A 25,507-nucleotide genomic window follows, 5' to 3' on the forward strand; every position below is an offset into this window, starting at 1 on the left:
ATCTCTCCCCAGCGTGATCTCCCGTTTTGATCTCCCGCCGCCTGCCGCTCCAACTGCGCCGCGCCCGACTAGACTCCTGTTTTTTAACGTCCGGATTCCCGCATCCCATGAGCTCCGTCGACCTCCTCGTTCGCGCCCAGCCCTTCATCCAGCGCTTGCAGGGCAAGACCCTCGTCATCAAGTACGGCGGCAATGCCATGGCCGACCCGGCCCTGCAGCGCGCCTTTGCCGAGGACGTTGTTTTTCTCCAGATGGTGGGTATCCGGCCGGTGGTGGTTCACGGCGGGGGGCCGCAGATCGAAAAAGGCCTCGAGAAAATCGGTAAGAAGGGGCACTTCATCCAGGGCATGCGGGTCACCGACACCGAGACGATGCAGGTCGTCCAGTGGGTGCTGGCCGGCGAGGTTCAGCAGGAGATCGTGGGGCTCATTCTTCAGGCCGGCGCCCGAGCGGTCGGTCTGGCCGGGCCCGACGGTGGCTTGATCCGGGCCCGCAAGCTGCAACTGCCCGACGCGCAGGACCCGACCCTGCTGCACGACATCGGCCAAGTGGGTGATATCACCTCAATGGACACCGACATCATCCGCTCGCTCCAGAGCGCGGGCCTCATCCCTGTGGTTAGCCCCATCGGCTTCGGTGAGGCGGGCGAGATCTACAACATCAACGCCGACGTCGTCGCTTCCCGCCTGGCCACCGAGCTGCAGGCCGACAAACTGCTTCTTCTGACCAACATCGCCGGGGTGATGGACAAGGCCGGCCAGCTCCTGCCCGAGCTGAGCTCGCAGCGCATCGACGCCCTGTGCGCCGATGGCACCATTTCGGGCGGCATGATCCCCAAGATCGCTGGCGCTCTGGACGCGGCCAAGGCCGGCGTGGGCAATGTCCATATCATCGACGGGCGCGTTCCCCATGCCTTGCTGCTGGCGGTCCTGACCGACGAAGCTATCGGAACAGTGATCCGCTCCTAGAGGTTCGCGGGCTAGGGGTTTGTTCATCAAAATTAGCTCTTAATATCTATATAAAGCTCTTCCAATTAGTCTTTTCGTCTGATACCTTTAAGCCTCCTAATGCTGTAGGGGGATCAGGCGATGCGACTTTTGCTCGTGGAAGACGACGTGATGGTGGCCAGCGGCATCAAGCTGGGGCTCACTGGCGAGGGCTACGCGGTGGACTGGGTGGGCAGTGGGGAGCGGGCGGAGCAAGTGCTTCGGGCCGAAAGTTTCGACGCTGCCATCATTGACATCGGTCTGCCCAATATGGACGGGCTCGAATTGACCCGCAGGCTGCGCAAGCCGGACATGGCCAGTCACGGCATGCCGGTTCTCATACTCACCGCGCGCGACGCCCTCAATGACCGGGTGCAGGGCCTCGATCTGGGCGCTGACGACTACCTGGTCAAACCCTTTGAGCTTCCCGAGTTGCTGGCCCGGCTGCGGGCCTTGCTCCGGCGATCGCAGGCGGCAACGTCCTCGGTGCTCTCCTTCGGGCAGGTGGAGCTTGACACCGCCACCCGCCGGGCCGGTGCCCGCAAGGACCCCGACATCTTCGTTCCCATCGAGCTGGGGCCGCGCGAATGGACGGTGCTCGAGTACCTTCTGATGAACGCCCCCAAGCCCGCCAGCAAAGACAAGCTGCTGCAGGCCCTGACCGGCTGGGACAAGGAAATCACCCCGAATGCGGTTGAGGTCTACATCTCGCGGCTTCGCGCCAAGCTCGAGCCGCATGGCGTCGGCCTCAAGTCCATACGAGGCTTTGGCTATCGGCTGGAGGTGCGTGAGCCGTCAGTCCCGGCGCCTTCGGGAGCGATAGACGAAATGCCAGCACGGGATGCCACCGTGGCGGATACCTCCTTGGCGGTCCTGCCGACGCTGGGTGCGACTGGCGCAGGCGCCTAATCGCGGGTCTGCCCGCGTTCAGCGCCGTCACCGCAACGCCCGTCTATGCGGGAAATGTTCCTTTCCCTCAGGCGCCGGCTGCTCCATCGCCTGCTTGCGCCGCTCCTGGCCGAGCAGGCCGAGCACCAGCGCCGATTCATCGCCGACGCGGCGCACCAGTTGCGAACGCCGCTGGCCGGCTTGCAGTCCCAGGTAGAGGCCTGGGCCCAGGCGGCCCGGCGCATCGTGCCCCCTGGGGGCAGTGGCAGTCTGCTGGTCCCTGTCGACCAGGTCGACAAGCTTCGCAACGCCACCCGTCGCACCACACAACTGGCCAATCAGCTGCTGGCTCTCTCCCGCGCCGAGGCCCGAACCACCAGCGACCATCCGATGGAGCCTGTAGACCTTCGCGCACTGGCAGGGGGCGTCCTCGAAACCTACCTGGACCGGGCCGCTGCGCGACGCATCGACCTGGGAATGGCCCTGGAAGGCGATGGACCCGAGCCCGCCCGCGCCTGGGGTCAGGAGTGGTTGCTGAGGGAGCTCTTGGCCAACCTGGTGGACAACGCCATCAAGTACACCCCTGAAGGCGGCACCATCACCATTGGCGGCGGCCTGCGCCCGGGCGGCCCGGCCTGGCTTTCAGTCGAGGACGACGGCCCCGGTGTCCCGGAGGCGCTGCTGCCACGCCTCTTGGACCGCTTCTACCGGGTGCCCGGCAGCACCGGCGAGGGCACCGGCCTGGGCCTGGCCATCGTCGACGAAATTGCCCGGGTCCACCGCGGGCGGCTCCTCCTCGGTGCCGGCGCTGAAGGGCGCGGGCTGCGGGTGGTGATGGAATGGCCTGGCTCGCGGGCCCCTCTGGCCAGCGCCGAGCCCTGATGGGCAGCGAGACCTGTCCCCGCCCTACTCCAGGCGGCCTAGAGCCGAGGCCAAAAGATACGCAGGTGAGCGCGCACTCATGACCTTTGCCGCACCGGGACAACCCGTGGCGAGAGCGTCTTTTGCCTGTGCGAGAATGCCCGAAACCAACCGTCTGCCATGCCCGACGCCGAGTCCTCCCTGCCCTCTGACAACGACGCCCAGGCGCCGGCTGTTGCGCCTGCGCGCAAGCGCCCCAAGCCCGGTGAGCGGCGGGTCCAGATCCTTCAGGCGCTGGCCACCATGCTCGAGCAGCCGGGTGCCGAGCGCATCACCACCGCCGCGCTAGCAGCCAAGCTGTCGGTCAGCGAGGCAGCCCTTTATCGCCACTTCGCCAGCAAGGCGCAGATGTTCGAGGGGCTGATCGACTTCATCGAGGAGACAGTGTTCTCCTTGATCAACCAGATCCAGTCCCGGCAGCCTGGCGATGCCTTGCGCCAGACCGCTGGCATCGTCTCCGTCGTGGTGCAGTTCGCCGAGCGCAACCCGGGCATGACCCGCGTCATGGTAGGAGACGCCCTGGTCTTCGAGCACGAGCGGCTGCAGCAGCGCATGAACCAGTTCTTTGACAAGCTCGAGGCGGCCCTGCGCCAGTGCCTGCGCGAGGCCATGGAGGCCGCTGACACCGCCACGCCCACCGTCGACGCCCAGGTTCGGGCCTCCCTGCTTACCGCCTTCCTGCTCGGGCGCTTGCAGCGCTTTGCCCGCTCGGGCTACCGCAAGTCACCCTCCGAGCACCTCGACGCTTGCCTGGCCCGGATGCTCTGAGTCCGTAGGCCCTGCTCCCCGCGCGCGCCGGCACGCTCGGTCGCCCACCGCCAAGTTCCCGAGCAAAGCAGGCATCGAACCTGTGGGAACCATGGTAAAAATAGAACGACCGTTCGTTTTATTTCGTAGAGTCCGACGCCATGGCCGATCCCGTCCTGTCTGAACCCCCCCCAGCTGACACCGCCGAGTCCAGGCCTGGACGCAACCTGCACAAGGGCCAGCAGACCAAGGCCGCCATTCTCGATGCCGCGCTGGCGCTGGCTGGCCAGGTCGGCCTTGAAGGCCTCTCCATCGGTGCCCTGGCGGAGGTCGCCGGCATGAGCAAGTCCGGCGTCTTCGCGCATTTCGGCTCGCGCGAAGAACTTCAGATTTCGGTGGTGCGCGAGTACCACCGCCGTTTTGAAGACGAGGTGTTTTTTCCGGCGATGAAGGCCTCCCGCGGCCTGCCACGCCTGCGCCAGTTGTTCGCCAACTGGATCTTGCGCACCTCGATCGAGATCGACTCGGGCTGCATCTACATCAGCGGCGCGGTCGAGTTCGACGACCGGCCGGGCCCGGTGCGCGACGCCCTCGTGGAGTCGGTGCGCATCTGGCATGCGGCGGTACATCGCGCCATTGCCGGTGCCAAGCAGGCCGGTCATCTGAAGGCCCAGACGGACGAGGACCAGCTGCTGATGGAGATCCATGGCCTGATCCTGGCCCTGCACTACGAGGCGCGCTTCCTGCGCAACCCCGGCTGCATTCCCCGCGCCCATCACGGATTTGACAACCTGCTGCGCCAGCATCTGACCGACGCGGCATCCTGACCGTATCCCCCAATCTGTCCCATATTTCCCCGTTTCCAAGGAGATCCCCATGCCCAGCTACGTTCCGCCCCTGCGCGACATGCAGTTTGTTCTGCACGAGGTTTTGCAGGTCGCCGGCGAATTCAAGGCCCTGCCGGCCCATGCCGAGGTTGACGAGGGCACGGTCAACGCCATCCTGGAGGAGGGCGGTAAGTTCGCCAGCGAGGTGATCGCGCCCCTCAACCGCGTTGGCGACGAGGAGGGCTGCACGCTCGACCGCGCCACCCATGAAGTCACCACCCCCACCGGCTTCAAGGCGGCGTTTGCCAAGTACGTGGAAGGCGGCTGGCCCGCCCTCTCGGCCGACCCGGCCTACGGCGGCCAGGGTCTGCCGATCGTGCTGAACCAGTGCTTCTACGAAATGCTCAACAGCGCCAACCAGGCCTGGACCATGTACCCGGGCCTGACCCACGGCGCCTACGAGTGCCTGCACGCCCATGGCACGGAAGCGCAAAAGCAGATGTACCTGCCCAAGCTCACCAACGGCGAGTGGACCGGCACCATGTGCCTGACCGAGCCGCACTGTGGCACGGACCTGGGCATGCTGCGTACCAAGGCTGAGCCCCAGCCCGATGGCAGCTACCGCCTCACCGGCCAGAAGATTTTCATCTCCGCCGGGGAGCACGACTTTGTCTCCAACATCGTCCACCTGGTGCTGGCCCGCCTGCCCGACGCGCCGGCCGGCAGCAAGGGCATCAGCCTGTTCATCGTGCCCAAGTACCTGGTGAACCCCGACGGGTCGCTGGGCGCGCGCAACGGCATTTATTGCGGCGGCCTCGAACACAAGATGGGCATTCACGGCAATGCCACCGCCCAGATGGTGCTCGATGGCGCCGTCGGCACGCTGGTGGGTCAGCCGCACAAAGGCCTGGCGGCGATGTTCATCATGATGAACGCCGCCCGCATCGGCGTGGGCATGCAGTCCCTGGGCCTGACCGAAGTGGCCTACCAAAACGCCCTGGCCTACGCCAAAGACCGCCTGCAATCGCGCAGCCTGTCTGGCCCCAAGATGAAGGACAAGCCGGCCGACTCCATCCTGGTGCACCCCGACGTGCGCAAGATGATCCTCACCGCCAAGGCCTATGCCGAGGGTGGCCGCGCGCTCAACCTGTTTTGCGCGCTGTTGATCGACCGTGAGCTCAATCACCCCGACGAGAAGGTGCGCAAGGACGCCGCCGAGCTCGTGGCCCTGCTCACGCCCATCGTCAAGGCCTTCATCACCGATAACGGCCACATCGCCACCAACGCCTGCATGCAGGTCTTCGGCGGTCACGGCTTTATCAAGGAATGGGGCATGGAGCAGTTCGTGCGGGACAACCGTATCAACATGATCTACGAGGGCACCAACACCATCCAGTCGCTCGACCTGCTGGGGCGCAAGGTGCTGGGTAACCAGGGCGCCACGCTGAAAAAATTCGGCAAGCTGGTCGCGCAGTTGGTCGAGGAGGAAGGCGTCAACGAGAAGATGGCCGAGTTCATCAACCCGCTGGCCTACCTGGGCGACAAGATGACCAAGTTCACCACCGAGCTGGGTTTTCGCGCCTTCCAGATCCCGGATGAAGTGGGCGGCGCCGCCGTCGACGACCTCCGGGGGGCCGGCCACCTGGTGTTCGGCTACTTCTGGGCTCGCATGGCCCAGGTCGCTCTGCGCCAGATCGAGGCCGGCAACTCCGACCCCTTCTACAAGGCCAAGCTGCAGACGGCGCGCTTTTACTTCGCCCGCCTGTTCCCCGAGACGGCCAGCCTGATGCTCACTGCCCGCAGCGGGGTGAAGGTGCTACTCGACACCGAGGAAGCGCTGGCCTGAAGGGCCTCTTCCCCTCTGCGCATCATCGCCACCGACCCGAACCCAAGACGCCCTATTTGGAGACCTGTATGAACGCTCCCAACCGCTTCGCTCGCCTGCTCGCCGCTTTTTCGCTCGCCGCCACCGGCAGCGCCTGGGCCCAGATGACCCCGGTAGGCACCTGGCACAACATCGACGACAAGACCGGAGAGATCAAGTCCGAGATCCGCGTCTACGAGGCCGACGGGGGCGCTGTCCATGGTCGTGTCGAAAAGCTGCTTCGAAAAGACGCCAAGCCCGACAGCCGTTGCATGGACTGCGAAGGTGACCGCAAGGACAAGCTGATCGTCGGCCTGGAGATCATTCGCGGCGTCCGCAAGGTGGCCGGCAAGGACGTCTGGGAAGGCGGCAAGATTCTCGATCCGGAAAATGGTCGCGAATACAGCCTGCGCATTACCCCGATCGAGGGTGGTCGCAAGCTCGAGGTGCGTGGCTCTATCGCCTTTATTGGCCGCACCCAGACCTGGGTGCGGGTACCGTGACCCGGGCGGACAACATGAACCAGTTCCAGGTCAGGAAGGTCGCCGTGCTTGGCGCCGGGGTGATGGGGGCGCAAATTGCTGCTCACCTCGTGAATGTGAAAGTGCCGGTGGTCCTGTTTGACCTGCCGGCCAAGGACCAGGACGGGGGACGGACCCCGTCCGCCAAGTCCTCGAAGAACGGCATCGTCACCAAGGCGATCGAGGCCTTGAAGAAGCAGAAGCCCTCGCCCTTGGGCATAGCAGCCGACGCCGACCTGATTCAGGCAGCCAATTACGAAGAGCATCTCAAGCTCCTGAAGGACTGCGACCTGGTGATCGAGGCAATCGCCGAGCGCATGGACTGGAAGCTCGACCTCTACGCAAAAATAGCGCCGCACCTGGGCCCGCGCACCATCGTCGCCTCCAACACCTCGGGCCTGTCTATCCGCAAGATGGCCGAGGCCCTGCCCGAAGCCGTGCGCCCGCGCTTTTGCGGTATCCACTTTTTCAACCCCCCCCGGTACATGTATCTGGTGGAGTTGATTGCCACCCCGTCGACCGACGCCCAGGTGCTGGACGACCTGGAGACCTTTGTCACCAGCGGACTGGGCAAGGGCGTGGTGCGGGCCAAGGACTCGCCCAACTTCATCGCCAACCGGGTGGGCATTGCCGGCATGCTGGCCACCATGGCCGAGGCCGACCGCTACGGCCTGAGCTATGACGTGGTGGACGACCTCACGGGCAAAAAGATGGGTCGCGCCGGCAGCGGCACCTTCCGCACCGCCGACGTGGTGGGCCTGGACACCATGGCGCATGTGATCAAGACGCTGCAGGACAACTTCAGCGAAGCCTCTGATCCCTTCTACCCGAGCTTTGCCACGCCCAAGGTGCTGCAGACGCTGCTCGAAAAGGGCAACCTCGGCCAGAAAACACAGGCGGGTTTTTACAAGAAGGTCGGCCGCGACGTGCTGCGCTTCGACGCAGCGCAGGGCGACTACGTCCCCGCCGGCCAGAAGTGCGACGAGGTCTACGCCCGCATGCTCAAAAAGCCTGCGGCCGAACGCCTGGCCCTGCTTCGCAAGGCCGAAGGGCCGCAAGGCCGCTTTCTCTGGGCCCTGCTTCGTAACGGCTTTCATTACGCCGCGGTGCACCTGGGCGGCATTGCCGACACCGCTCGTGACCTCGACCTCGCGCTGCGCTGGGGCTTTGGCATGAAGCAGGGGCCTTTCGAACTCTGGCAGGAGGCGGGCTGGTTGCAGGTGGCGCGTTGGGTGCAAGAAGACATCGACGCGGGCCTCGCCCTGTCGAAGGCGCCGCTGCCGAAATGGGTGTTCGAAGGCCCGGTGGCCGAGGCTGGTGGTGTGCACACGCCGCAAGGCTCCTTCAATCCCACGACAGGACGCTTCGAGCCGCCGCGCCGCCTGCCGGTACACGCGCGCCAGCTGTTCCCCGAGTCGGTCCTGGGTAGCGAGGCGCAGGGCTTCGAGACCGCGGGCCGCAGCCTGCACGAGGACAAGAACATCCGCCTCTGGACGCTGGACGAGGAGGTGCTCATCACCTCGCTCAAGACCAAGATGCACGTCATCAGCCCCGAAGTGGCCGAAGGCCTGCAGAAGGCGGTGACGCTGGCCGAACAGCAGTTCAAGGCCCTGGTGATCTGGTCTGGCGACGAGCCCTTTTCTGCCGGTGCCGACCTGGAGTCCATGCTGCCCGCCTTCATGGCGGTGGGCGTGGCCGCGATCGAGGACGCCGAGGGCTTCTTGCAGCAAACGATGCTGCGCATTCGCTACGCCGGTGTGCCGGTGGTCAGTGCCATTCGTGGTCTGGCTCTGGGCGGTGGCTGCGAACTCGCCATCCACTCCGCACGTCGCGTCGCCGCAATGGAAAGCTACATCGGCCTGGTGGAGGTGGGCGTGGGTCTGGTGCCTGGCGCCGGCGGCCTGGCCTACATCGCCCGCCGTGCCGCCGAGAACATGGCGCTGTCGGCGCACAAGGACATCACGCCCTTCCTGACCGACGGTTTCGCCGCGGCCGCCATGGCCAAGGTGGGCACCAGCGCCATCGAATCACGCCAACTCGGCTACCTGCTCGACTCGGACCTGATCGTTCCCAACAAGGACGAACTGCTGTGGGTCGCCCTGCGTGAGGCGCGGGCCCTGGCCGACGGTGGCTGGCGCGCGCCGCACCGCAGGCCCTTCCCGGTCGGCGGTCGCGCGCTCAAGGCGACGCTCCAGGGCCAGTTGGTGAACATGCGCGACGGCGGTTTCATCAGCGCGCACGACTTTCGCATCGCCAGCCACATTGCCCATGTACTGACGGGTGGCGATGTGGACCCGGGCACCTTGGTCACCGAGGAATACCTCATGACCCTCGAGCGCCAGGCCTTTTGCGCCCTGGTCGCGCACCCGAAGACGCAGGAACGCATCCTGGGCCTGCTGTCCACCGGCAAGCCCCTTCGCAATTGAGCCATTGACGGAGTCCGCCATGAGCAAACAGATTCAGGACGCCTACATCGTCGCCGCCACCCGCACGCCCATTGGGCGCTCGCACCGGGGCTTTTTTCGCCAGACCCGTCCCGACGACCTGCTGGCCCATACCTTGCGCGCTGCCCTGGCCCAGGTCCCTGGGCTCGACCCGGCGGCGGTAGAGGACATCGTCTGCGGCTGCGCCATCCCCGAGGCCCAGCAGGGCCTGAACGTGGCGCGGGTCGCCGCCGTGCTGGCGGGGCTCCCGAAGTCGGTGGGCGGCGTCACCGTCAACCGCTTCTGCGCCTCGGGCCTGTCGGCGGTGCAGATGGCGGCCGACCGCATCCGGGTGGGAGAGGCCGAAGTGATGATCGCCGCTGGCGTCGAGAGCATGAGCATGGTGCCGATGATGGGCAATTCGCCCTCGCTTTCACCCGCCATCTTCAAGGACCCCGACGACCTTGAGGCCTACGGCATCGCTTACGGCATGGGCCTCACCGCCGAGAAGGTGGCGCAGCAGTGGAAGGTCTCCCGCGAAGCGCAGGACCAGTTTGCCTACCAGTCGCACATGCGCGCGCTTGCCGCGATGAAGGCCGGCGAGTTCGACGCCGAAATCACCCCAGTGACGGTGGAAGAGCGCAGCGTCGACCTGGCCAGCGCCAAGGTCACGGTCACCCCCCGCACCGTGAGCCTGGACGAGGGCGCTCGACCCGACACCACGCCCGAGGGCCTGGCGAAGCTCAAGACCGTGTTCGCCGCGCGCGGCAGCGTCACCGCCGGCAACAGCTCGCAGACGTCTGACGGCGCCGGCGCACTCATCTTGGCCAGCGAGTCTGCTGTCAAGCGCTTCGGCCTCACGCCGCTCGCCCGCTTCGTGAGTTACGCCAGCCGGGGCGTGCCGCCGCACATCATGGGCATCGGCCCGGTCGAGGCGATTCCCGCTGCGCTCAAGGCCGCGGGTCTCAAGCAAGACGCACTGGACTGGATCGAGCTCAATGAAGCCTTCGCTGCGCAGTCGCTGGCGGTGATGAACACACTCGGCCTCGACCCCGCCAAGGTCAACCCCATGGGCGGCGCCATCGCCCTGGGTCACCCCCTGGGCGCCACCGGCGCGATCCGCGCGGCCACGGTGGTCCATGCGCTGCGCCGTAAGAACCTGCGGTACGGCATGGTCACCATGTGCGTCGGCATGGGGCAGGGCGCAGCCGGTATCTTCGAGCGGGTCTGAAGCTGCGCGCTTGCGGCTGGCCCGGATATCCTTCACCTCAAACAAGCAGTCACGGAGAGACTTTCATGAGCGACATCCTCGTCCACACCGAAGCGGGTGTGTGCACCCTCACCTTCAACCGCCCCGAGCGCAAGAACTCCATCACCGCCGCCATGTACGCCACGCTCGCCGACGCGCTGGAAGCGGCGGCGGCGGACCCCGCTGTGCGCGTCGCTGTCTTCCAAGGCAGTGAAACCGTGTTTTCTGCTGGCAACGACATCGGCGACTTTTTGAACAACAAGCCCAGTGGCGAGGAAGCGCCGGTGTTTCGCTTCATGCGCGCCCAGGCCATGTTCCCGAAGCCCTTGCTGGCCGCGGTGTGCGGGCCGGCGGTGGGCATCGGCACCACGCTCCTGTTCCACTGCGACCTGGTCTACGCTGGCGACAACGCGGCTTTCTCCATGCCCTTCGTCAACCTGGGCCTGTGCGCCGAAAACGGCTCGAGCCTGCTGGCGCCGCGCTTGTTCGGCTACCAGCGCGCCGCCGAGGCGCTGCTGCTGGGCGAGCCCTTCATGGCCGAGGCGGCCCTGGAGGTCGGGCTGGTCAATCGTGTGGTGCCGCCTTCTGAAGCCAACGCCCTGGCCCAGGCTCAGGCGCGCAAGCTGGCGGCCAAGCCGCTGTCGGCATTGATCGAAACCAAGCGCCTGATGAAGCAGGGCGCCCAAGGCGAGGTGATGGCCCGCATCCGCGAAGAGGGTGAGAGCTTCCGTCGCATGCTGGCCGAACCGGCGGCGCGCGAGGCCTTCACCGCCTTCATGGAAAAACGCAAGCCCGATTTTTCCAAGGTCTGAGCGCTGGGCTCAGCGCGGGTCGGACGGCCCGCGGTCCGTCATCAGCTGCCAGGCCACCAGGAACATGGCGGCGATCACTGGCCCGATGACGAAGCCGTTGATGCCAAACACCGCGATACCGCCGATCGTGGCGACCAGAACCAGGTAGTCGGGCAGCCCGGTGTCCTTGCCCACCAGGATCGGGCGCAGCAGGTTGTCTACCAGACCGATCACGCCCACGCCCCAGACGGTGAGGCCAATGGCCGCCGCCACCTGTCCGGTGACCAGCATGTAGACCGCCACCGGTCCCCAGACCAGGGCCGCCCCCACCGCTGGCAGCAGGGACAGTAGCGCCATCAGCGTGCCCCAGAGCAGGGCGGCTGGCAGGCCCAAGAACGCGAAGGCGATGCCGCCCAGCAGACCCTGCACCAGCGAGATGACGATGTTGCCCTTGACCGTCGCACGCACCACGGTGACGAACTGCCCGAGCAGGCGCTCGGTGTGCCGCGGATCGAGCGGGATCGAGCGCGCGATTCGGTCGGACAGGTCTCGCCCGTCGCGCAGCAGGAAGAACAGCAGGTACACCATGATCGCCAGCGCCACGAGGAAGTCCAGCGTGTTCTGGCCGAGCCCGAGCAAGTGGGTGGTGATGAACTGGCCGCTGCCCGCCAGCAGCGCGGTGAGCTGGGCCTGCAGCGCCTCGAGGTTGACGATGCCCAGCCGATTGAGAATGGCCCGCGCCCAGCTTGGCAGCATGTCGACCATCTGCTGCAGGTAGACCGCGAAATTGAGCTCACCGCTACGCACCCGCTGCACTGCGGTGGCCGCTTCCTGGACCACCGCAATACCTACCAGCACCAGCGGCAAGATGACGATGGCCACGATCAGGCCCAAGGTGAGCAGCGCGGCGACGGTCGGGCGCGAGCCGACCTGCAGGCGGACCCGGGCGTGCAGTGGCTCAAAGACGATGGCGATGAACACCGCCCACAGCACCGCGCCGAGGAAGGGCAACAGAATCAGGGCAAAGCCGGCACCCAGCAGGGCCACCAGCAGGGCCAGCATGCGGCCCTGGTTCGGGGGCTGGTGCGCGCTCATTGGTAGGCCTCCGGCGGCAGCGGTCGGGGGCGGCCGGCCTCGTCGATTGCCACATAGGTGAGAAAAGCCTCGGTCACCTTGGTCACGCGGCCGCCGTAGGCGTGCAGGCGTTCGGCGAAGACCTGCACCTTCACCGTGATGGAGGTACGCCCCACCTTGGTGATCACCGCGAAGAAGGACAGCAGGTCGCCCACCTTGACCGGCTGCTTGAAGACGAATTCGTTGACCGCCACCGTCGCCATGCGCCCGCCCACCTTGCGCGCCGGCAGCACCGCGCCGGCCATGTCGACCTGGGCCATCACCCAGCCGCCGAAGATGTCGCCATTGGCGTTGGTGTCCGAAGGCATGGGGATCACCTTGAGCACCAGCTCCTGGTCGGTCGGCATGGTTTCGGGGGGGGCATCGGACATGGGCACAATCTCCGCTCGGACCTCAGAGCGGACATTGTCTCCCATGCGCCACGCCGGCCACGCACAGCCCCTTCCTTCCCCCACCCTCCCGGGCGCCCCCCGAACCGACTGGGCGACCTTGCGCCGCCTGGCGCCCTACCTGTTGGAATACCGCTGGCGGGTACTGGCGGCGCTGGTGTTCATGGTGGGCGCCAAGCTGGCCAATGTGGGGGTGCCGGTCATCCTTAAGGAGATGGTCGACGCAATGACCCCGCGCCTGGGCCCGGCCACTTTGCCCCTGCTGGTGCCCGCCGGCCTGCTCTTGGCCTACGGGCTGCTGCGCCTGTCAACCTCCCTCTTCACCGAGCTGCGCGAGCTGGTTTTTGCCAAAGCCACCCACGGCGCGGCGCGCAGCATCGCCCTGCGCACCTTCGAGCACCTGCATGCGCTCAGCCTGCGCTTCCACCTGGAGCGCCAGACCGGTGGCATGACGCGCGACATCGAGCGCGGGGTGCGCGGCATCGAGTCGCTGATTTCCTATTCCCTCTACAGCGTGGTGCCCACCCTGATCGAGGTGGTGCTGGTGCTGTCGATCCTGGCGATCAAGTTCGACGTCTGGTTTGCCGGCATCACCGTGCTGGCGCTGGCCATCTACATCGTCTTCACTATCAGCATCACCGAGTGGCGCACCCAGTTCCGTCGCGAGGCCAACGAGTTCGACTCGGTCGCCCATACCCGGGCGGTGGACTCGCTTCTGAACTACGAAACCGTCAAGTACTTTAACAACGAGGGCTTTGAGGCCCGCCGCTACGACGAGAGCCTGGAACGCCTGCGCCGCTCGCGCCTGAAGTCGCAGACCACTCTGTCGCTGCTCAACACCGGCCAGCAGCTGATCATTGCCATCGCCCTGGTGGCCATGCTCTGGCGCGCGACCCAGGGCGTGGTCGAGGGCCGGATGACGCTGGGCGATCTGGTCATGATCAACGCCTTCATGATTCAGCTCTACATCCCGCTCAACTTCCTGGGGGTGCTTTACCGGGAGATCAAGCAGAGCCTGACCGACCTCGACCGCATGTTCACCCTGATGGACCGCGATCGCGAGGTTGCCGACGCGCCCGGGGCCCAGCCGCTGTCCGGTCTGGACCAGGCCAGCGTCACCTTCGACCGGGTGCGCTTTGCCTACGAGCCCTCACGCGAGATCCTGCACGAGGTAAGTTTCGAGATCCCGGCGGGCAAGACGGTGGCGGTGGTGGGGCCCTCGGGCTCGGGCAAGTCGACCCTGGCGCGCCTGCTTTACCGCTTTTATGACGTGCAGGCGGGCAGCATCCGCATCGGCGGCGAGGACATCCGCCAGGTCACCCAGGCCAGCGTGCGCCAGGCGATCGGCATCGTGCCCCAGGACACAGTGCTGTTCAACGACACCGTGGCCTACAACATCGCCTATGGGCGCCCCGGCGCCGGTCAGGACGAGGTCGAGACGGCGGCCCGTGCCGCCCACATCCACGACTTCATCGCTGGCACCCCCGAGGGCTACCAGACCCGTGTCGGCGAGCGCGGGCTCAAGCTTTCGGGCGGCGAGAAGCAGCGGGTGGCGATCGCTCGCACCCTGCTTAAGAACCCGCCCATCCTCATCTTCGACGAAGCCACCTCCGCGCTCGATTCGGCCAACGAGCGGGCGATCCAGGCCGAGCTGCAAAGCGTGGCCCGCAACAAGACCACCCTGGTCATCGCCCACCGCCTGTCCACCGTGGTGGACGCCCATGAAATTCTGGTGATGGACGCCGGCCGCATCGTCGAGCGCGGCAACCATGCCGAGTTACTCGCCCGGGGCGGCCGCTACGCCGGCATGTGGGCGCTGCAGCAAGAGCGCGAGGACGTGCCGGGCTGATCGGCCGCCGGGGCGTCGCCCCTGTTCGGGCGCCCGTCGCCCTCCCATAATCAGGCCCATGGAAACCAAGTGGCTCGAGGACTTCGTGAGCCTGGCCGAGACCCGCAGCTTCAGTCGGTCCGCCCAGCTGCGCCATGTCACCCAGCCGGCCTTTTCCCGCCGCATCCAGGCGCTGGAGGCCTGGGCCGGCTGTGATCTGGTCGACCGCAGCACCTACCCGACCCGGCTCACCCCGGCGGGCCAAACCCTGTACGAGCAGTCGCTGGAGATCCTCCAGGCCCTGCAAAGCACCCGGGCGATGCTGCGTGGGCAATCGGGCGCGAATCAGGGTCTGGTGGAGTTCGCCACCCCCCACACCCTGGCCTTCACGTTTTTTCCTGGCTGGCTATCGGGCCTGCGCGCTGGCTTTGGCCCCGTCAAGAGCCGGCTGACCGCCCTGAACGTGCACGACGCGATGCTGCGTCTGGTCGAGGGAAGCTGCGACCTGCTGATCGCCTACCACCATGAGGCGCTGCCCCTGCCGCTGGAGGCCGAGCGGTACGAGATGGTCAGCCTCGGTCGCGAGACGGTCGCTCCCTACTGCCGACCCGACGCCGAAGGCCGCCCTACATTTCTTCTGCCTGGACGCGTCAGCCACCCCTTGCCCTACCTGGGCTACGCCAGCGGCGCCTACCTCGCCCAGGTGACTGAACTGCTGCAGCGGCAGTCGCTAGCACCCTTGCACCTGGACCGGGTCTACGAAACCGATATGGCCGAGGGTCTCAAAGTCATGGCGCTGGAGGGTCACGGCCTGGCTTTCTTGCCGACGAGCGCAGTGCGGGCCGAATTGGCCGCGGGGCGCCTGGTGCCGGCCGACGAGGGTGGGCTCGGTCCGCTGCGCATGACGCTCGAGATCCGGGCCTGGCGCCAGAAGCCGGGTCGCGAAGGCATGCGCCATGTCCAGGGCGCTGCGCAAGCGCTGTGGGACTACCTGGTGGCACAGGCCCCTGGCTCCGCCGCAGCCGGCTGACTGCTGCTCGCCCGGCGCTGTTTCAGATTCCTGACGGGCCATGCGGACCTGGCATGGGCCATTGCCGCCTCGGCATTGGCGCAGGCGATCGCGCAGACCTACATTGGGCCTCCGACTCACTCAGGAGGATGGCCCATGAATGCCGACACCGCCGAACGATTTCGCACCGAGCAGGATTTCCTCGGCCCCCGTGACATTCCCGCCGACGCCTACTGGGGCGTGCACACCGCGCGGGCAGTTGAGAACTTCCCGATTTCTGGCACCGCCCTGTCGGCCATGCCCGACCTGATTCGGGCCCTGGCCTTGGTCAAGAAGGCCGCCGCCCGCGCCAATCTGGCCCTGGGCGTGATCGATGCCAAGCGCTTCCATGCCATCACCCATGCCTGTGAGCAACTCTCCGCCGGGCGCTTCCATGAGCAGTTCGTGGTCGACGTGATCCAGGGCGGTGCGGGCACCTCCACCAACATGAACGCCAACGAGGTCATCGCCAATCTGGCGCTCGAGCGCATGGGCTTTGACAAGGGCCGCTATGACGTGCTGCATCCCAACGACCATGTGAACGCTTCGCAGTCGACCAACGATGTCTATCCCACCGCGGTGCGCCTGTCCCTCTGGTTCGGCATTGACCGGCTGCTGCTGTCCATGAGCCGCCTGCGTGAGTCGTTCGAGCGCAAGGCGACCGAGTTCCATGCGGTGCTCAAGATTGGCCGCACCCAGTTGCAGGATGCGGTGCCCATGACCCTGGGCCAGGAGTTTTCCACCTATGCGGTCATGCTCGAAGAGGACGAGGCCCGGCTGCGCGAGGCCCGGGCTTTGATCCAAGAAATCAACCTCGGCGCCACCGCCATCGGCACCGGCATCAACGCGCCCGCCGGCTACGCCGAGCTGGCCTGTCGGGAGCTGGCCGAGATCAGCGGCATTCCGGTCGTCAAGTCGAAGAACCTGATCGAGGCCACCCAAGACACGGGTGCTTTTGTTCAGCTCTCAGGGGTGCTCAAGCGGGTGGCCACCAAACTGTCCAAGACCTGCAACGACCTGCGCCTGCTCTCCAGCGGCCCCCAGGCGGGCTTTGGCGATATCAAGCTGCCGCCCCGGCAGGCCGGCTCGTCCATCATGCCGGGCAAGGTCAACCCGGTGATCCCGGAGGTGGTCAACCAGGTGGCCTTCGAGGTGATCGGCAATGACATGACGGTCACCTTGGCCTCGGAGGCTGGGCAGCTTCAGCTCAATGCCTTTGAACCCATCATGGGCTGGAGCCTGTTCAAGAGCATCAAGCACCTGGCCAATGCCTGCGACACCCTGCGCGAGCACTGCGTCGACGGCATCGTCCCCAACTACGAACTGCTGGCAAGGCGGGTGCGCGAGTCGGTGACCCTGGTCACCGCCCTCAACCCGGTGATCGGCTACGAGAAGGCGGCGCTCATCGCCAAGACGGCCATCGCCACCGGCGGTGCCATTGACGAGGTGGCCGAGTCGCTGGGCATTCTGACTCGCGAGCAAATCGAAGCCCTGCTGGTGCCCGAGCGGCTCACCCAGCCCGGGCGGTTGATGTCTTGAGGTGTCTCATCTCTCGCGGCCTTGGGGGCTGTGTCGTATGCCTGCCGCGGGTTGCCGTTGGGCATTGCCAGGCCAGAACGGTGGCCGGAGCCGCCGGTACGACTCGCGCACCGCGGGTTTACCCTGTGATTCCCCTTAAGCGCCGCAACGGCTCGGTGCGAAATGTCCTGTCTTGTGGCGGGATGACTGCAGCCATGCCTAGAATCAGTGTTCTTTCCTTCCACTTTGCAATTTGCACAGGAGATCTTTCATGAAGAAGCATCTGTTGGCCTTCGCGGTCGCTGCCCTTGCTGCCGGTAGCGCCCTCGCCCAGGCCGGTGACACCTTGGCCAAGGTCAAGTCCTCTGGCGTGATCACCATGGGTGTGCGCGATTCCTCGGGTGCCCTGTCTTACACCCTGGGTGACGGCAAGTATGCCGGCTTCCACGTCGAGCTGTGCCAGCGCATCATCGGCAACGTTGAGAAAGCCGTCGGCCGCAAGGTGGATGTGAAGTACCAATCGGTCACCTCGCAAAACCGCATTCCCCTGGTGCAAAACGGCACCGTCGACATCGAGTGCGGCTCCACCACCAACAACGCCGCCCGTCAGAAGGACGTGTCCTTCGCCGTCACGACGTTCGTGGAGGAAGTGCGCATCGCGGTCAAGGCCAACTCCGGCATCACCAGCATCGCCCAGCTGAAGGACCGCAACGTGGCCACCACCACCGGCACCACCTCGGTCCAGCTGCTGCGCAGGCATGAGCGCGCCAACGGCGTCGACTTCAAGGAAATCTTTGGCAAGGACCACGCAGACAGCTTCCTGCTGCTCGAATCCGGCCGTGCCGACGCCTTCGTGATGGACGGCCAGATCCTGGCTGGCAACATTGCCGCTTCCAAGAGCCCGGCTGATTTCCGTATCGTCGGCGAAGTGCTGAGCGTCGAGCCCATCGCCATCATGATCCGTAAGGACGACCCGGCCTTCAAAAAGCTGGCGGATGACACCCTGCGTGACATGATGAAGTCCGGCGACATTGCCAAGCTGTATGACAAGTGGTTCGTGCAGCCCATTCCCCCGAAGAACACCCGCGTTGGCCTGCCGGTCAGCGAGGCCACCAAGGCGGTCTGGGCCAACCCCAACGACAAGCCGGTGGAAGACTACGCCAAGAAGTAAGCTGACGACTTGAGCCAACAAACCCCGCGGCGCCTGGCGTCCGCGGGGTTTGTGTTTTTTGCAGCGACGCGTTACAACCGACGACCTTTTTTCCGCGGAGCCGATCCCCCATGACCCTGGACTGGCAGGTATTTCTCACCGACGACGGCGGCGGCCGCACTTATCTCGAATGGATGATGGAGGCTTGGCGATGGACGCTGGCAGTGGCCGGCGCCTCCTGGGTGGTGGCCATGATCACCGGCGCCTTCTTTGGCACCCTGCGAACCCTACCGAACAACCCCTGGTTGGTGCGCCTGGGTAACGCTTGGGTGGAACTGTTCCGCAACATCCCCATCCTCGTTCAACTGTTCATCTGGTACTTCGTGGTGCCCAAGATGTTCCCCGCCTTCCAGCAGGTGCCCGGTTTTGTGCTGGTGGTCTTCGGGCTGGGCTTTTTCACCTCGGCGCGGATCGCCGAGCAGGTACGCGCGGGCATCCAGTCGCTACCGCGCGGGCAGCGCTACGCTGCCATGGCCATGGGCCTCACCACGACGCAGACCTACCGGTATGTCTTGCTGCCAATGGCGTTTCGCATCATCTTGCCGCCCCTGACCAGCGAGTCTATGAACCTGCTGAAGAACTCCTCGGTGGCGTTTGCCGTGTCCATCGCCGAGTTGACCATGTTCGCGATGCAGGCCCAGGAAGAAACCTCGAGGGGTATTGAAATCTACCTGGCAGTCACCGGCCTCTACGCCCTCTCGGCCTTCGCCGTGAACCGCATCTTTGCCTACATCGAGCGCAGGGTGCAGGTTCCCGGCTTCATCGCGGCCGGTGGTACCGGGGGAGGGCACTGAGCATGCTGGGCAACCTCGACCTCTCCTTCGTCAGCTGGGACATCCTCAGCAAGTTTGTCCTCAGCGGCTTCATTTTCAGCATCCAACTGACCATCGTGGCCACGCTGGGCGGCATCTTCTTTGGCACCTTGCTCGCGCTCCTGCGCCTGTCGGGCCGGCCGTGGCTGGTCATCCCCGCCACCTTCTATGTCAACGGCATGCGGTCCATCCCGCTGGTGATGGTGATCCTCTGGTTCTTCCTGATGGTGCCGCTGATCATCGGGCGCCCGGTGGGTGCAGAGGCCTCGGCGGTCATCACCTTCATTGCGTTCGAGGCGGCCTACTTCAGCGAAATCATGCGTGCGGGCATTCAGTCGATCCCGCGCGGTCAGGTCTATGCTGGCCAGGCACTGGGCATGACCTATGGTCAGAACATGCGCCTGGTGGTGCTGCCCCAGGCCTTTCGCAACATGCTGCCGGTCTTGCTCACCCAGACCATCATCCTGTTTCAGGACACCTCCCTGGTCTATGCCATTGGCGCCTATGACCTGCTCAAGGGCCTAGTGACCGCCGGCAAGATCTATGGCCGGCCCGAGGAGGCCTACCTGCTGGCCGCCATCATTTACTTCACTCTGTGCTTCGGCCTGTCCTGGCTGGTGCGTCGTCTGCAGGCGCGCATTGCCATCATTCGCTGAGTTTGACTGGGACTATTGAACATGATCGACATCAAGAACATTTCCAAGTGGTACGGCCCGGTGCAGGTGCTGAGCGATTGCTCGGTGAGCATCAATAAGGGTGACGTGGTGGTGGTGTGCGGACCTTCGGGCTCGGGAAAATCCACCCTCATCAAGACAGTCAACGGCCTGGAGCCGGTGCAAAAGGGCAGCATCACGGTCGATGGCGTGCAAATCACTGACCCGGCCACCAACCTGCCCAAGCTGCGCAGCCGGGTGGGCATGGTGTTCCAGCACTTCGAACTCTTTCCGCACCTGTCGGTGACTGAAAACCTCACCTTGGCCCAAATCAAGGTGCTGGGCCGCACGCCTGATGAAGCCATGACCCGGGGCCTGAAAATGCTCGACCGCGTGGGCCTGATGGCGCACAAGGACAAGTTCCCCGGCCAGCTCTCTGGCGGCCAGCAGCAGCGGGTAGCAATCGCCCGCGCCCTGTCGATGGACCCAGTGGTCATGCTGTTTGACGAGCCCACCTCTGCGCTCGACCCCGAGATGGTGGGTGAGGTGCTCGACGTGATGGTCACCCTGGCCAAGGAAGGCATGACGATGATGGTGGTCACCCACGAAATGGGCTTTGCCCGCAAGGTGGCCAACCGCGTCATCTTCATCGACGTGGGCGGGCGTATTCTTGAAGACTGCTCGAAGGATGATTTCTTCGGCAACCCGGAAGCCCGTCAGCCGCGGACCAAGGACTTCCTCAACAAGATCCTGGCGCACTGAAGCTTTTTACTTTGGGGCATTCCTGCCCGGTTGCTTGCTCTCATTGCGAAGGGCGCATCCTGATCGCTTTCCATTCTGAGATGTGTTTCTCTCCAATGGCCTGCAGCGCGACGGGCATGCGGTACGGGCGCAGTGGCTTCGATGCGGGGGCCCTTCGGGCTTCCTTGCGGTGCTCGGTCGCCAGGGGCACGCGAGGCAAACTCGGCCCTGCGGGCCTCAAACATGCCTCGCTCTTCGGCCCCCAGCGCCCTCCGCTCCTCAGCCCCGCATAGGCGCCACTGCACCCGCACCGCATACCCGCCGCTTTCCTCTCTCGAAAGACTTCTTGCCGGCAGCCCCTCCGCTCCCCGCTGATTTCTGGACCCATTCCAACGAGGTCACCAAAGGCAGCGCCGAGAAACCTAGCGCCAGAGGTAAGCGTCGGGTGTGTGGCAGGGGTTCGGCGGCGCCTATGCGGGGCCGAGGAACGCAGGGCGCTGGGGGCCGAAGAGCGAGGCATGTTTGAGCCGCTGCAGGCGGCGAGTTTGCCTCGCGTGCCCCTGGCGACCGAGTACCGCAGGGGAGCCCGAAGGGCCCCCGCATCGAAGCCGCCGGGCCGCTGCCGCACACACGGCGCGTGCCCCGCCAACGCCAACGCCAAGACCCAAGCAATGACCTAAGCAATGACCCAAGCCGACAAAGCCAAAAAGCCAAGGCCTCTAAGTTCCCCATTCCATGGCCAGCACGATCGACCCATAAAAAAGGGCGCCCGCCAGGGGCGCCCTCGGTGGGCCTGTGCGGTGGGCGGACCGGGCCATGGGGCATGGTCCGCCGGGGCCGCTCTAGCGGCCGTACAGCACCTGCGGCAGCCACAGGCCGATCTGCGGGAAGACGTACAGCATCACGATGGCGATGATCTGAATGCCCATGAAGGGCAACATGCCAGCGAAGATCTGATTGAGCGTCACATGCGGCGGGCTGACACCCTTGAGGTAGAAGGCCGCCATCGCCACCGGCGGACTGAGGAAGGCGGTCTGCAGGTTCAGCGCCACCAACAGGCCGAAGAACAGCGGGTCAACCCCGAAGTTGTCCAGCAGGGGGATGAAGATCGGCATGAAGATGACGATGATCTCCGTCCACTCCAGGGGCCAGCCCAGGATGAAGATGATCAGCTGGGACAAGATCAGAAACTCTGTCTTGCTCAGATTCATCGACATCACCCACTTTTCCACCAGCTCCTGGCCACCCAGCAGGGCGAAGGCCGCCGAGAAGATGGCGCTGCCCACGAACAGCCAGCAGACCATGGCGCTGGTCTTGGCGGTCAGCAGCACAGACTCCTTGACCTCTGACTCCAGTCGGGCCTGTCGGTAGGCGAGGACGCACCAGATCGCAACGCCGATCGCGCCCACAGCCCCCAGCAGGTTGGGCACCTCCGCAGCCACGATCCCTTCGGCTTGCAGCACGAACCAGACGATGGCCCCCAGGGCGGGCGACCACAGCAGTAGCCAGGTCAGGAAGATGGGGGCTCGCGCCCCGGTTCTCTTGGCAATGACCCCGTAGACCGCGGCCAGCAGGAAGCCTCCGAACGCGCCCACGGCCGCCGCTTCGGTCGGTGTGGCCAGCCCCATCACGATGGAGCCGAGCACCGAGAGAATCAGGACCAACAGCGGGAAGAAGCTGGTAAGCAGCATCTTGAAGATCTCCAGCCGCTGGAAGGTCAGCAGGGCATAGAAGCCGACCAAGGCCAAGGCGCCCACGCCGAGGCCGATCCAGAAGCCGCGCGTCGCCGGGCTGCGCTCTTGGGCCACGGTGGTATCTGCCTGCGCAGTGGCCGGTGCGTTAGTCGGCGTCGCCGAGCCTGCACTCGGCGGCTCCTGGACGCCGCCCGCACCCGGGGGCTCCTGGACCCCACCGGTAGTGGCGGCGGTCGCTGCACGGGCTGCGCCAGGCGGCTCGGACAGGCCGCCAGAGGTGCCCGGAGGCTCTTGCAGCCCGCCACTGGCCCCTGGTGGCTCGGAAAGACCACCCTTGGCGCCCGGGGGTTCGGCCAAGCCGCCGCTGGACGGCGGCTCCGCCAGCCCGCCGCTGGACGGCGGCTCCGCCAGCCCGGTCGGGCTCGCTGACTTTTCTGCCGTGTTCCCCGGCTCGGACACGCCGCCCGGCTCTGTGACTTCGGCCGCCGGCGGGGTGGACTCTTGCGCCGGCACGGGACGGGTATTGAGGTGCCAGGAGATCAGTGAGAAGAAGGCAAACAGCAAGAGCGGCAGCAGGGCCACCAGCAGTTGCTTGCGCAGGTAGGGACGCTCGGCCGGCGCCTCCGCGCCTCCGCGCAGCAGGCCTGGCAGCGCCAGACGGGAGACACTTTGCGAGATCCGGTCCAGGGCTGGCGGCAGCGGCACGAAGCGCTGCTCGGCCGAGAGCGGCGGCATCAGTGAGGGCTTGATCTTGGCCAGCACAATCACATAGATGACGTACAGGCCCGCGAGCATGATCCCTGGAAAGAATGCGCCTGCGTACAGCTGTACCACCGAGACGCCGGCAGTGGCTCCATAGACGATGAGCATCACAGACGGAGGGATCAAGATGCCCAGGCAGCCACCCGCGGTAATGGCGCCTGCCGACACCTTGATGTCGTAGCCGCCCTTGAGCATTTGGGGGAGTGCCAGCAGTCCCATCAGCGTGACCACGGCGCCCACGATGCCCGTGGCGGTTGCGAACACCGCGCAGGTGAACAGCGTGGCGACCGCCAGCGAACCGGGTACCCGGGCCAGGGCCAAGTGCAGACTCTTGAAGAGTTTGTCGATCAGGTTGGCCCGCTCGACCAAGTAGCCCATGAACACGAAGAGCGGAATGGAGATGAGCACGTCATTGCCCATCACCTTGAAGGCCGACTGCACCATCAGGGTGAGCGTCTTGGTGGTATCTCGCTCGTACGCCAGCCAGGTGAAGATCATGCCCATACCCATCAGGGTGAAGGCAGTGGGAAATCCCAGCATGATGGCCACAACGACCAGGGCCAGCATCATCAGGCCCAGATGGCCGGTGCCGAGCTTGTCGGCCGAGAGCAGCATCACCGCCGTGCCGGCGATGATGAGTGCCATGAGGGAGAAGCCGAACCAGAGTTCCTTGCGCAGACGAATCATCGTGCCGCTCCTTCCGACTTGACCATCTCCTTGAGCTTCTCGACGTCGACTTCCTCGACGTCCGCCTCTCGCGAGGGCCACGCGCCCGTCTGTATGCACTGGACGCAGCGAACGATCTCGACCAGCCCCTGCAGCAGCAGCATCAGGCCGGCGACCGGAATCATGAACTTGAAGGGGTATAGAGGCAGGGGCGTCGCGGAGAAGGTGCTCTCACGGATCGCCAGCGACTCCTGCGCAAAGGTCCAGCCCGCCCAGGTCAGGGCGACGATACCGGGCAGGAAGAAAAGCACATACAGCACCAGGTCGATCCAGGCCTGTGTACGCTGTTGAAAAAAACCGTACAGCACATCGCCGCGCACATGGCCGTTCTTGGCCAGGGTGTAGGCGCCGGCCAGCATGAACAGCGTGCCGTACATCTGGATCTGGGCGTCTAGCGCCCAGTCGTGCGGCGTATTGAGCACGTAGCGAGAAAAGACCTCCCAGGCAATCAAGCAGGTCAGCAGGATGATCAGCCATGCGCAGGCCTGACCGAGGCGGGTGGAGGTGCGATCCACCATCATCAAAATATTTTTCATTCTCCCCTCCCAAAAAGATATCAACTGGAAAGGGCCGCCCGACTTGCGCCAGGCGGCCCTTTCGTCACTCAGACGGCAGTGCGTCAGGCCTTCTTCGCGGGCTGGCGGAAGTAGCGGTTCCAGGCCATCTTGAAGTCGACCGAGTAGTCGTTTTGCCAGGCGCCGGCGCGCTCAGCAAATGCGCGCTGGGAATCCATGACCTTTTTGAACATCGCGTTTTCTTTGGATTTCTCGGTGGTCACCTTGTCCCAGGCATTGAGCTGGGCCTGCAGGATGCTGTCGGGCGTCTTGTAGAACTTGACCTTGTCCTTCGTCTTCAGGTCAATGTAGTCCTGCGAGTTCCGGCTAATGCCCTTCCAGCTCATGTCGGCGCTGGAGGCTTGCACCGCGTAGTCGATGATCGACTTGAGCTCGGCAGGCAGCGCGTCGTACTTGCCCTTGTTGAACAGGATTTCGAACTGTTCGCCGCTCTGGTGGAAGCTCTGCAGCATGCAGTTCTTCACCACATCGGGGAAGCCGAGCACGCGGTCAGACGAGGCGTTGTTGAATTCAGCCGCATCGAGCAGGCCGCGGTCGAGTGCCGGAACGATTTCGCCACCGGGCAGCGGGTTGACTGCAGTGCCCAGTTCCTTGAACACGTCGACAGCCAAGCCAACGGTACGGAACTTCAGGCCCTTGAGGTCTTGCACCTTCGCGACCGGCTTCTTGAACCAGCCCAGGGGCTGCGTGGCCATGGGGCCATAAAGGAATGACACCACGTCGATGTTGATGGACTTGTAGATCTCTTCCAGCAGGGCCTTGCCGCCGCCGTAGTAGTGCCAGGACAGCACCATGTTGGAGTCCATGCCGAAGGCCGGGCCCGAACCCCACAGGGCCAGCGCAGTGTTCTTGCCGTAGTGGTAAGCCACCACGCCGTGGCCGCCGTCGAGCGTGCCTTTGGCAACCGCGTCGAGCAGCTGGAAGGCCGGGACGACCGCGCCAGAGGGAAGCACCTCAATCTTGAGGCGGCCGCCAGCCATGTCGTTGACCTTCTTGGCGAAGTCGTTGGCGTACTCGTGGAAGATGTCCTTGGCGGGCCAAGTGCTCTGGAAGCGCATCGTGGTGGTCTGCGCAACAGCCACCATGGGGGCGGACATTGCGGCGCCGGCAACGGCAGCGCCCTTCAGTAGGCTGCGGCGGCGGGGGGTTTTGGCTTCACTCATGCTTGACTCCGTGGGGGTTGGTTTTGGAAAAAATGGC

General features: G+C 65.2%; 21 protein-coding genes and 1 pseudogene. 17 read left to right on the plus strand and 5 right to left on the minus strand.

Going from position 1 to position 25,507, the window contains the following annotated elements; translation table 11 throughout:
* The first annotated feature begins 107 nt into the window (after window positions 1-107).
* From argB to QE494_RS02685, 10 genes and pseudogenes are all read left to right on the plus strand, one after another.
* Window positions 108-968: an acetylglutamate kinase gene (argB, locus tag QE494_RS02640; RefSeq protein ID WP_300041273.1), complete on the plus strand. Its 861-nt coding sequence runs from the start codon at window positions 108-110 to the stop codon at window positions 966-968.
* 120 nt (window positions 969-1,088) lie between these two features.
* A pseudogene (locus QE494_RS02645) lies at window positions 1,089-1,778 on the plus strand (response regulator); the annotation flags it as partial.
* A gap of 171 nt (window positions 1,779-1,949) precedes the next feature.
* On the plus strand, window positions 1,950-2,756 hold the full coding sequence (locus tag QE494_RS02650; protein WP_300041275.1) for a HAMP domain-containing sensor histidine kinase: 807 nt from the start codon (window positions 1,950-1,952) through the stop codon (window positions 2,754-2,756).
* Window positions 2,757-2,915: 159 nt separating this feature from the next.
* Window positions 2,916-3,563 carry a nucleoid occlusion factor SlmA gene (gene slmA, locus QE494_RS02655; RefSeq protein WP_300041277.1) on the plus strand — a complete coding sequence of 216 codons (648 nt, stop codon included), beginning with the start codon at window positions 2,916-2,918 and terminating at the stop codon, window positions 3,561-3,563.
* Between the two features lie 140 nt (window positions 3,564-3,703).
* On the plus strand, window positions 3,704-4,369 hold the full coding sequence (locus tag QE494_RS02660; protein WP_300041278.1) for a TetR/AcrR family transcriptional regulator: 666 nt from the start codon (window positions 3,704-3,706) through the stop codon (window positions 4,367-4,369).
* A gap of 49 nt (window positions 4,370-4,418) precedes the next feature.
* Window positions 4,419-6,215, plus strand: coding sequence for an acyl-CoA dehydrogenase C-terminal domain-containing protein (locus QE494_RS02665; protein WP_300041280.1), 1,797 nt, complete (start codon window positions 4,419-4,421; stop codon window positions 6,213-6,215).
* A 68-nt stretch (window positions 6,216-6,283) separates the two neighbouring features.
* Window positions 6,284-6,736: a DUF2147 domain-containing protein gene (locus QE494_RS02670; RefSeq protein ID WP_300041282.1), complete on the plus strand. Its 453-nt coding sequence runs from the start codon at window positions 6,284-6,286 to the stop codon at window positions 6,734-6,736.
* 14 nt (window positions 6,737-6,750) lie between these two features.
* A complete protein-coding gene (locus QE494_RS02675; protein ID WP_300041284.1) occupies window positions 6,751-9,180 on the plus strand; it encodes a 3-hydroxyacyl-CoA dehydrogenase/enoyl-CoA hydratase family protein in 2,430 nt (809 codons plus the stop codon).
* 19 nt (window positions 9,181-9,199) lie between these two features.
* A complete protein-coding gene (locus QE494_RS02680) occupies window positions 9,200-10,408 on the plus strand; it encodes an acetyl-CoA C-acyltransferase (RefSeq protein ID WP_300041286.1) in 1,209 nt (402 codons plus the stop codon).
* Window positions 10,409-10,473: 65 nt separating this feature from the next.
* Window positions 10,474-11,238: an enoyl-CoA hydratase gene (locus QE494_RS02685; protein ID WP_300041288.1), complete on the plus strand. Its 765-nt coding sequence runs from the start codon at window positions 10,474-10,476 to the stop codon at window positions 11,236-11,238.
* Window positions 11,239-11,247: 9 nt separating this feature from the next.
* Here the strand turns inward: QE494_RS02685 and QE494_RS02690 are convergent, their stop codons facing one another.
* Window positions 11,248-12,312, minus strand: coding sequence for an AI-2E family transporter (locus QE494_RS02690; protein ID WP_300041290.1), 1,065 nt, complete (start codon window positions 12,310-12,312; stop codon window positions 11,248-11,250).
* On the minus strand, window positions 12,309-12,722 hold the full coding sequence (locus QE494_RS02695; protein ID WP_300041293.1) for an acyl-CoA thioesterase: 414 nt from the start codon (window positions 12,720-12,722) through the stop codon (window positions 12,309-12,311). The genes QE494_RS02690 and QE494_RS02695 overlap by 4 nt, the downstream gene beginning before the upstream one ends.
* Before the next feature lie 43 nt (window positions 12,723-12,765).
* Here QE494_RS02695 and QE494_RS02700 point away from each other — a divergent pair, with 43 nt between their 5' ends.
* From QE494_RS02700 to QE494_RS02730, 7 genes are all read left to right on the plus strand, one after another.
* On the plus strand, window positions 12,766-14,589 hold the full coding sequence (locus QE494_RS02700; RefSeq protein ID WP_300041295.1) for an ABC transporter ATP-binding protein/permease: 1,824 nt from the start codon (window positions 12,766-12,768) through the stop codon (window positions 14,587-14,589).
* A 58-nt stretch (window positions 14,590-14,647) separates the two neighbouring features.
* Complete coding sequence (locus tag QE494_RS02705; RefSeq protein ID WP_300041297.1) at window positions 14,648-15,598, plus strand: LysR substrate-binding domain-containing protein; 951 nt, start codon at window positions 14,648-14,650, stop codon at window positions 15,596-15,598.
* A 135-nt stretch (window positions 15,599-15,733) separates the two neighbouring features.
* Window positions 15,734-17,155: an aspartate ammonia-lyase gene (locus QE494_RS02710; RefSeq protein ID WP_300041299.1), complete on the plus strand. Its 1,422-nt coding sequence runs from the start codon at window positions 15,734-15,736 to the stop codon at window positions 17,153-17,155.
* A 250-nt stretch (window positions 17,156-17,405) separates the two neighbouring features.
* Entirely contained in the window at window positions 17,406-18,305 is a 900-nt protein-coding gene (locus QE494_RS02715) for an amino acid ABC transporter substrate-binding protein (RefSeq protein WP_300041301.1), read from the plus strand.
* A 110-nt stretch (window positions 18,306-18,415) separates the two neighbouring features.
* Window positions 18,416-19,138 (plus strand): amino acid ABC transporter permease, encoded by a 723-nt coding sequence (locus tag QE494_RS02720; RefSeq protein ID WP_300041303.1) that lies wholly within the window; start codon window positions 18,416-18,418, stop codon window positions 19,136-19,138.
* Between the two features lie 2 nt (window positions 19,139-19,140).
* Window positions 19,141-19,812, plus strand: coding sequence for an amino acid ABC transporter permease (locus QE494_RS02725; RefSeq protein ID WP_300041305.1), 672 nt, complete (start codon window positions 19,141-19,143; stop codon window positions 19,810-19,812).
* Window positions 19,813-19,833: 21 nt separating this feature from the next.
* Window positions 19,834-20,571: an amino acid ABC transporter ATP-binding protein gene (locus QE494_RS02730; protein ID WP_300041307.1), complete on the plus strand. Its 738-nt coding sequence runs from the start codon at window positions 19,834-19,836 to the stop codon at window positions 20,569-20,571.
* An 821-nt stretch (window positions 20,572-21,392) separates the two neighbouring features.
* Here QE494_RS02730 and QE494_RS02735 read toward each other — a convergent pair.
* The 3 genes from QE494_RS02735 to QE494_RS02745 form a co-directional block, all read right to left on the minus strand.
* Window positions 21,393-23,690: a TRAP transporter large permease subunit gene (locus QE494_RS02735; RefSeq protein ID WP_300041337.1), complete on the minus strand. Its 2,298-nt coding sequence runs from the start codon at window positions 23,688-23,690 to the stop codon at window positions 21,393-21,395.
* Window positions 23,690-24,268: a TRAP transporter small permease subunit gene (locus tag QE494_RS02740; protein WP_300041309.1), complete on the minus strand. Its 579-nt coding sequence runs from the start codon at window positions 24,266-24,268 to the stop codon at window positions 23,690-23,692. Before QE494_RS02740 ends, QE494_RS02735 begins: the two co-directional genes overlap by 1 nt.
* Before the next feature lie 83 nt (window positions 24,269-24,351).
* Window positions 24,352-25,470 carry a TRAP transporter substrate-binding protein gene (locus QE494_RS02745; RefSeq protein ID WP_300041311.1) on the minus strand — a complete coding sequence of 373 codons (1,119 nt, stop codon included), beginning with the start codon at window positions 25,468-25,470 and terminating at the stop codon, window positions 24,352-24,354.
* Window positions 25,471-25,507: the final 37 nt, after the last annotated feature.

Source organism: Ramlibacter sp. (genome assembly GCF_029866045.1).
Lineage (GTDB): Bacteria > Pseudomonadota > Gammaproteobacteria > Burkholderiales > Burkholderiaceae_C > Ramlibacter.

Excerpts from the sequence above, each read along its gene's own strand:
- argB (WP_300041273.1), top strand. The coding sequence starts at position 108 with ATGAGCTCCGTCGACCTCCTCGTTCGCGCCCAGCCCTTCATCCAGCGC.
- QE494_RS02650 (WP_300041275.1), top strand. The coding sequence starts at position 1,950 with ATGTTCCTTTCCCTCAGGCGCCGGCTGCTCCATCGCCTGCTTGCGCCG.
- slmA (WP_300041277.1), top strand. The coding sequence starts at position 2,916 with ATGCCCGACGCCGAGTCCTCCCTGCCCTCTGACAACGACGCCCAGGCG.
- QE494_RS02660 (WP_300041278.1), top strand. The coding sequence starts at position 3,704 with ATGGCCGATCCCGTCCTGTCTGAACCCCCCCCAGCTGACACCGCCGAG.
- QE494_RS02665 (WP_300041280.1), top strand. The coding sequence starts at position 4,419 with ATGCCCAGCTACGTTCCGCCCCTGCGCGACATGCAGTTTGTTCTGCAC.
- QE494_RS02670 (WP_300041282.1), top strand. The coding sequence starts at position 6,284 with ATGAACGCTCCCAACCGCTTCGCTCGCCTGCTCGCCGCTTTTTCGCTC.
- QE494_RS02675 (WP_300041284.1), top strand. The coding sequence starts at position 6,751 with ATGAACCAGTTCCAGGTCAGGAAGGTCGCCGTGCTTGGCGCCGGGGTG.
- QE494_RS02680 (WP_300041286.1), top strand. The coding sequence starts at position 9,200 with ATGAGCAAACAGATTCAGGACGCCTACATCGTCGCCGCCACCCGCACG.
- QE494_RS02685 (WP_300041288.1), top strand. The coding sequence starts at position 10,474 with ATGAGCGACATCCTCGTCCACACCGAAGCGGGTGTGTGCACCCTCACC.
- QE494_RS02690 (WP_300041290.1), bottom strand. The coding sequence starts at position 12,312 with ATGAGCGCGCACCAGCCCCCGAACCAGGGCCGCATGCTGGCCCTGCTG.
- QE494_RS02695 (WP_300041293.1), bottom strand. The coding sequence starts at position 12,722 with ATGTCCGATGCCCCCCCCGAAACCATGCCGACCGACCAGGAGCTGGTG.
- QE494_RS02700 (WP_300041295.1), top strand. The coding sequence starts at position 12,766 with ATGCGCCACGCCGGCCACGCACAGCCCCTTCCTTCCCCCACCCTCCCG.
- QE494_RS02705 (WP_300041297.1), top strand. The coding sequence starts at position 14,648 with ATGGAAACCAAGTGGCTCGAGGACTTCGTGAGCCTGGCCGAGACCCGC.
- QE494_RS02710 (WP_300041299.1), top strand. The coding sequence starts at position 15,734 with ATGAATGCCGACACCGCCGAACGATTTCGCACCGAGCAGGATTTCCTC.
- QE494_RS02715 (WP_300041301.1), top strand. The coding sequence starts at position 17,406 with ATGAAGAAGCATCTGTTGGCCTTCGCGGTCGCTGCCCTTGCTGCCGGT.
- QE494_RS02720 (WP_300041303.1), top strand. The coding sequence starts at position 18,416 with ATGACCCTGGACTGGCAGGTATTTCTCACCGACGACGGCGGCGGCCGC.
- QE494_RS02725 (WP_300041305.1), top strand. The coding sequence starts at position 19,141 with ATGCTGGGCAACCTCGACCTCTCCTTCGTCAGCTGGGACATCCTCAGC.
- QE494_RS02730 (WP_300041307.1), top strand. The coding sequence starts at position 19,834 with ATGATCGACATCAAGAACATTTCCAAGTGGTACGGCCCGGTGCAGGTG.
- QE494_RS02740 (WP_300041309.1), bottom strand. The coding sequence starts at position 24,268 with ATGAAAAATATTTTGATGATGGTGGATCGCACCTCCACCCGCCTCGGT.
- QE494_RS02745 (WP_300041311.1), bottom strand. The coding sequence starts at position 25,470 with ATGAGTGAAGCCAAAACCCCCCGCCGCCGCAGCCTACTGAAGGGCGCT.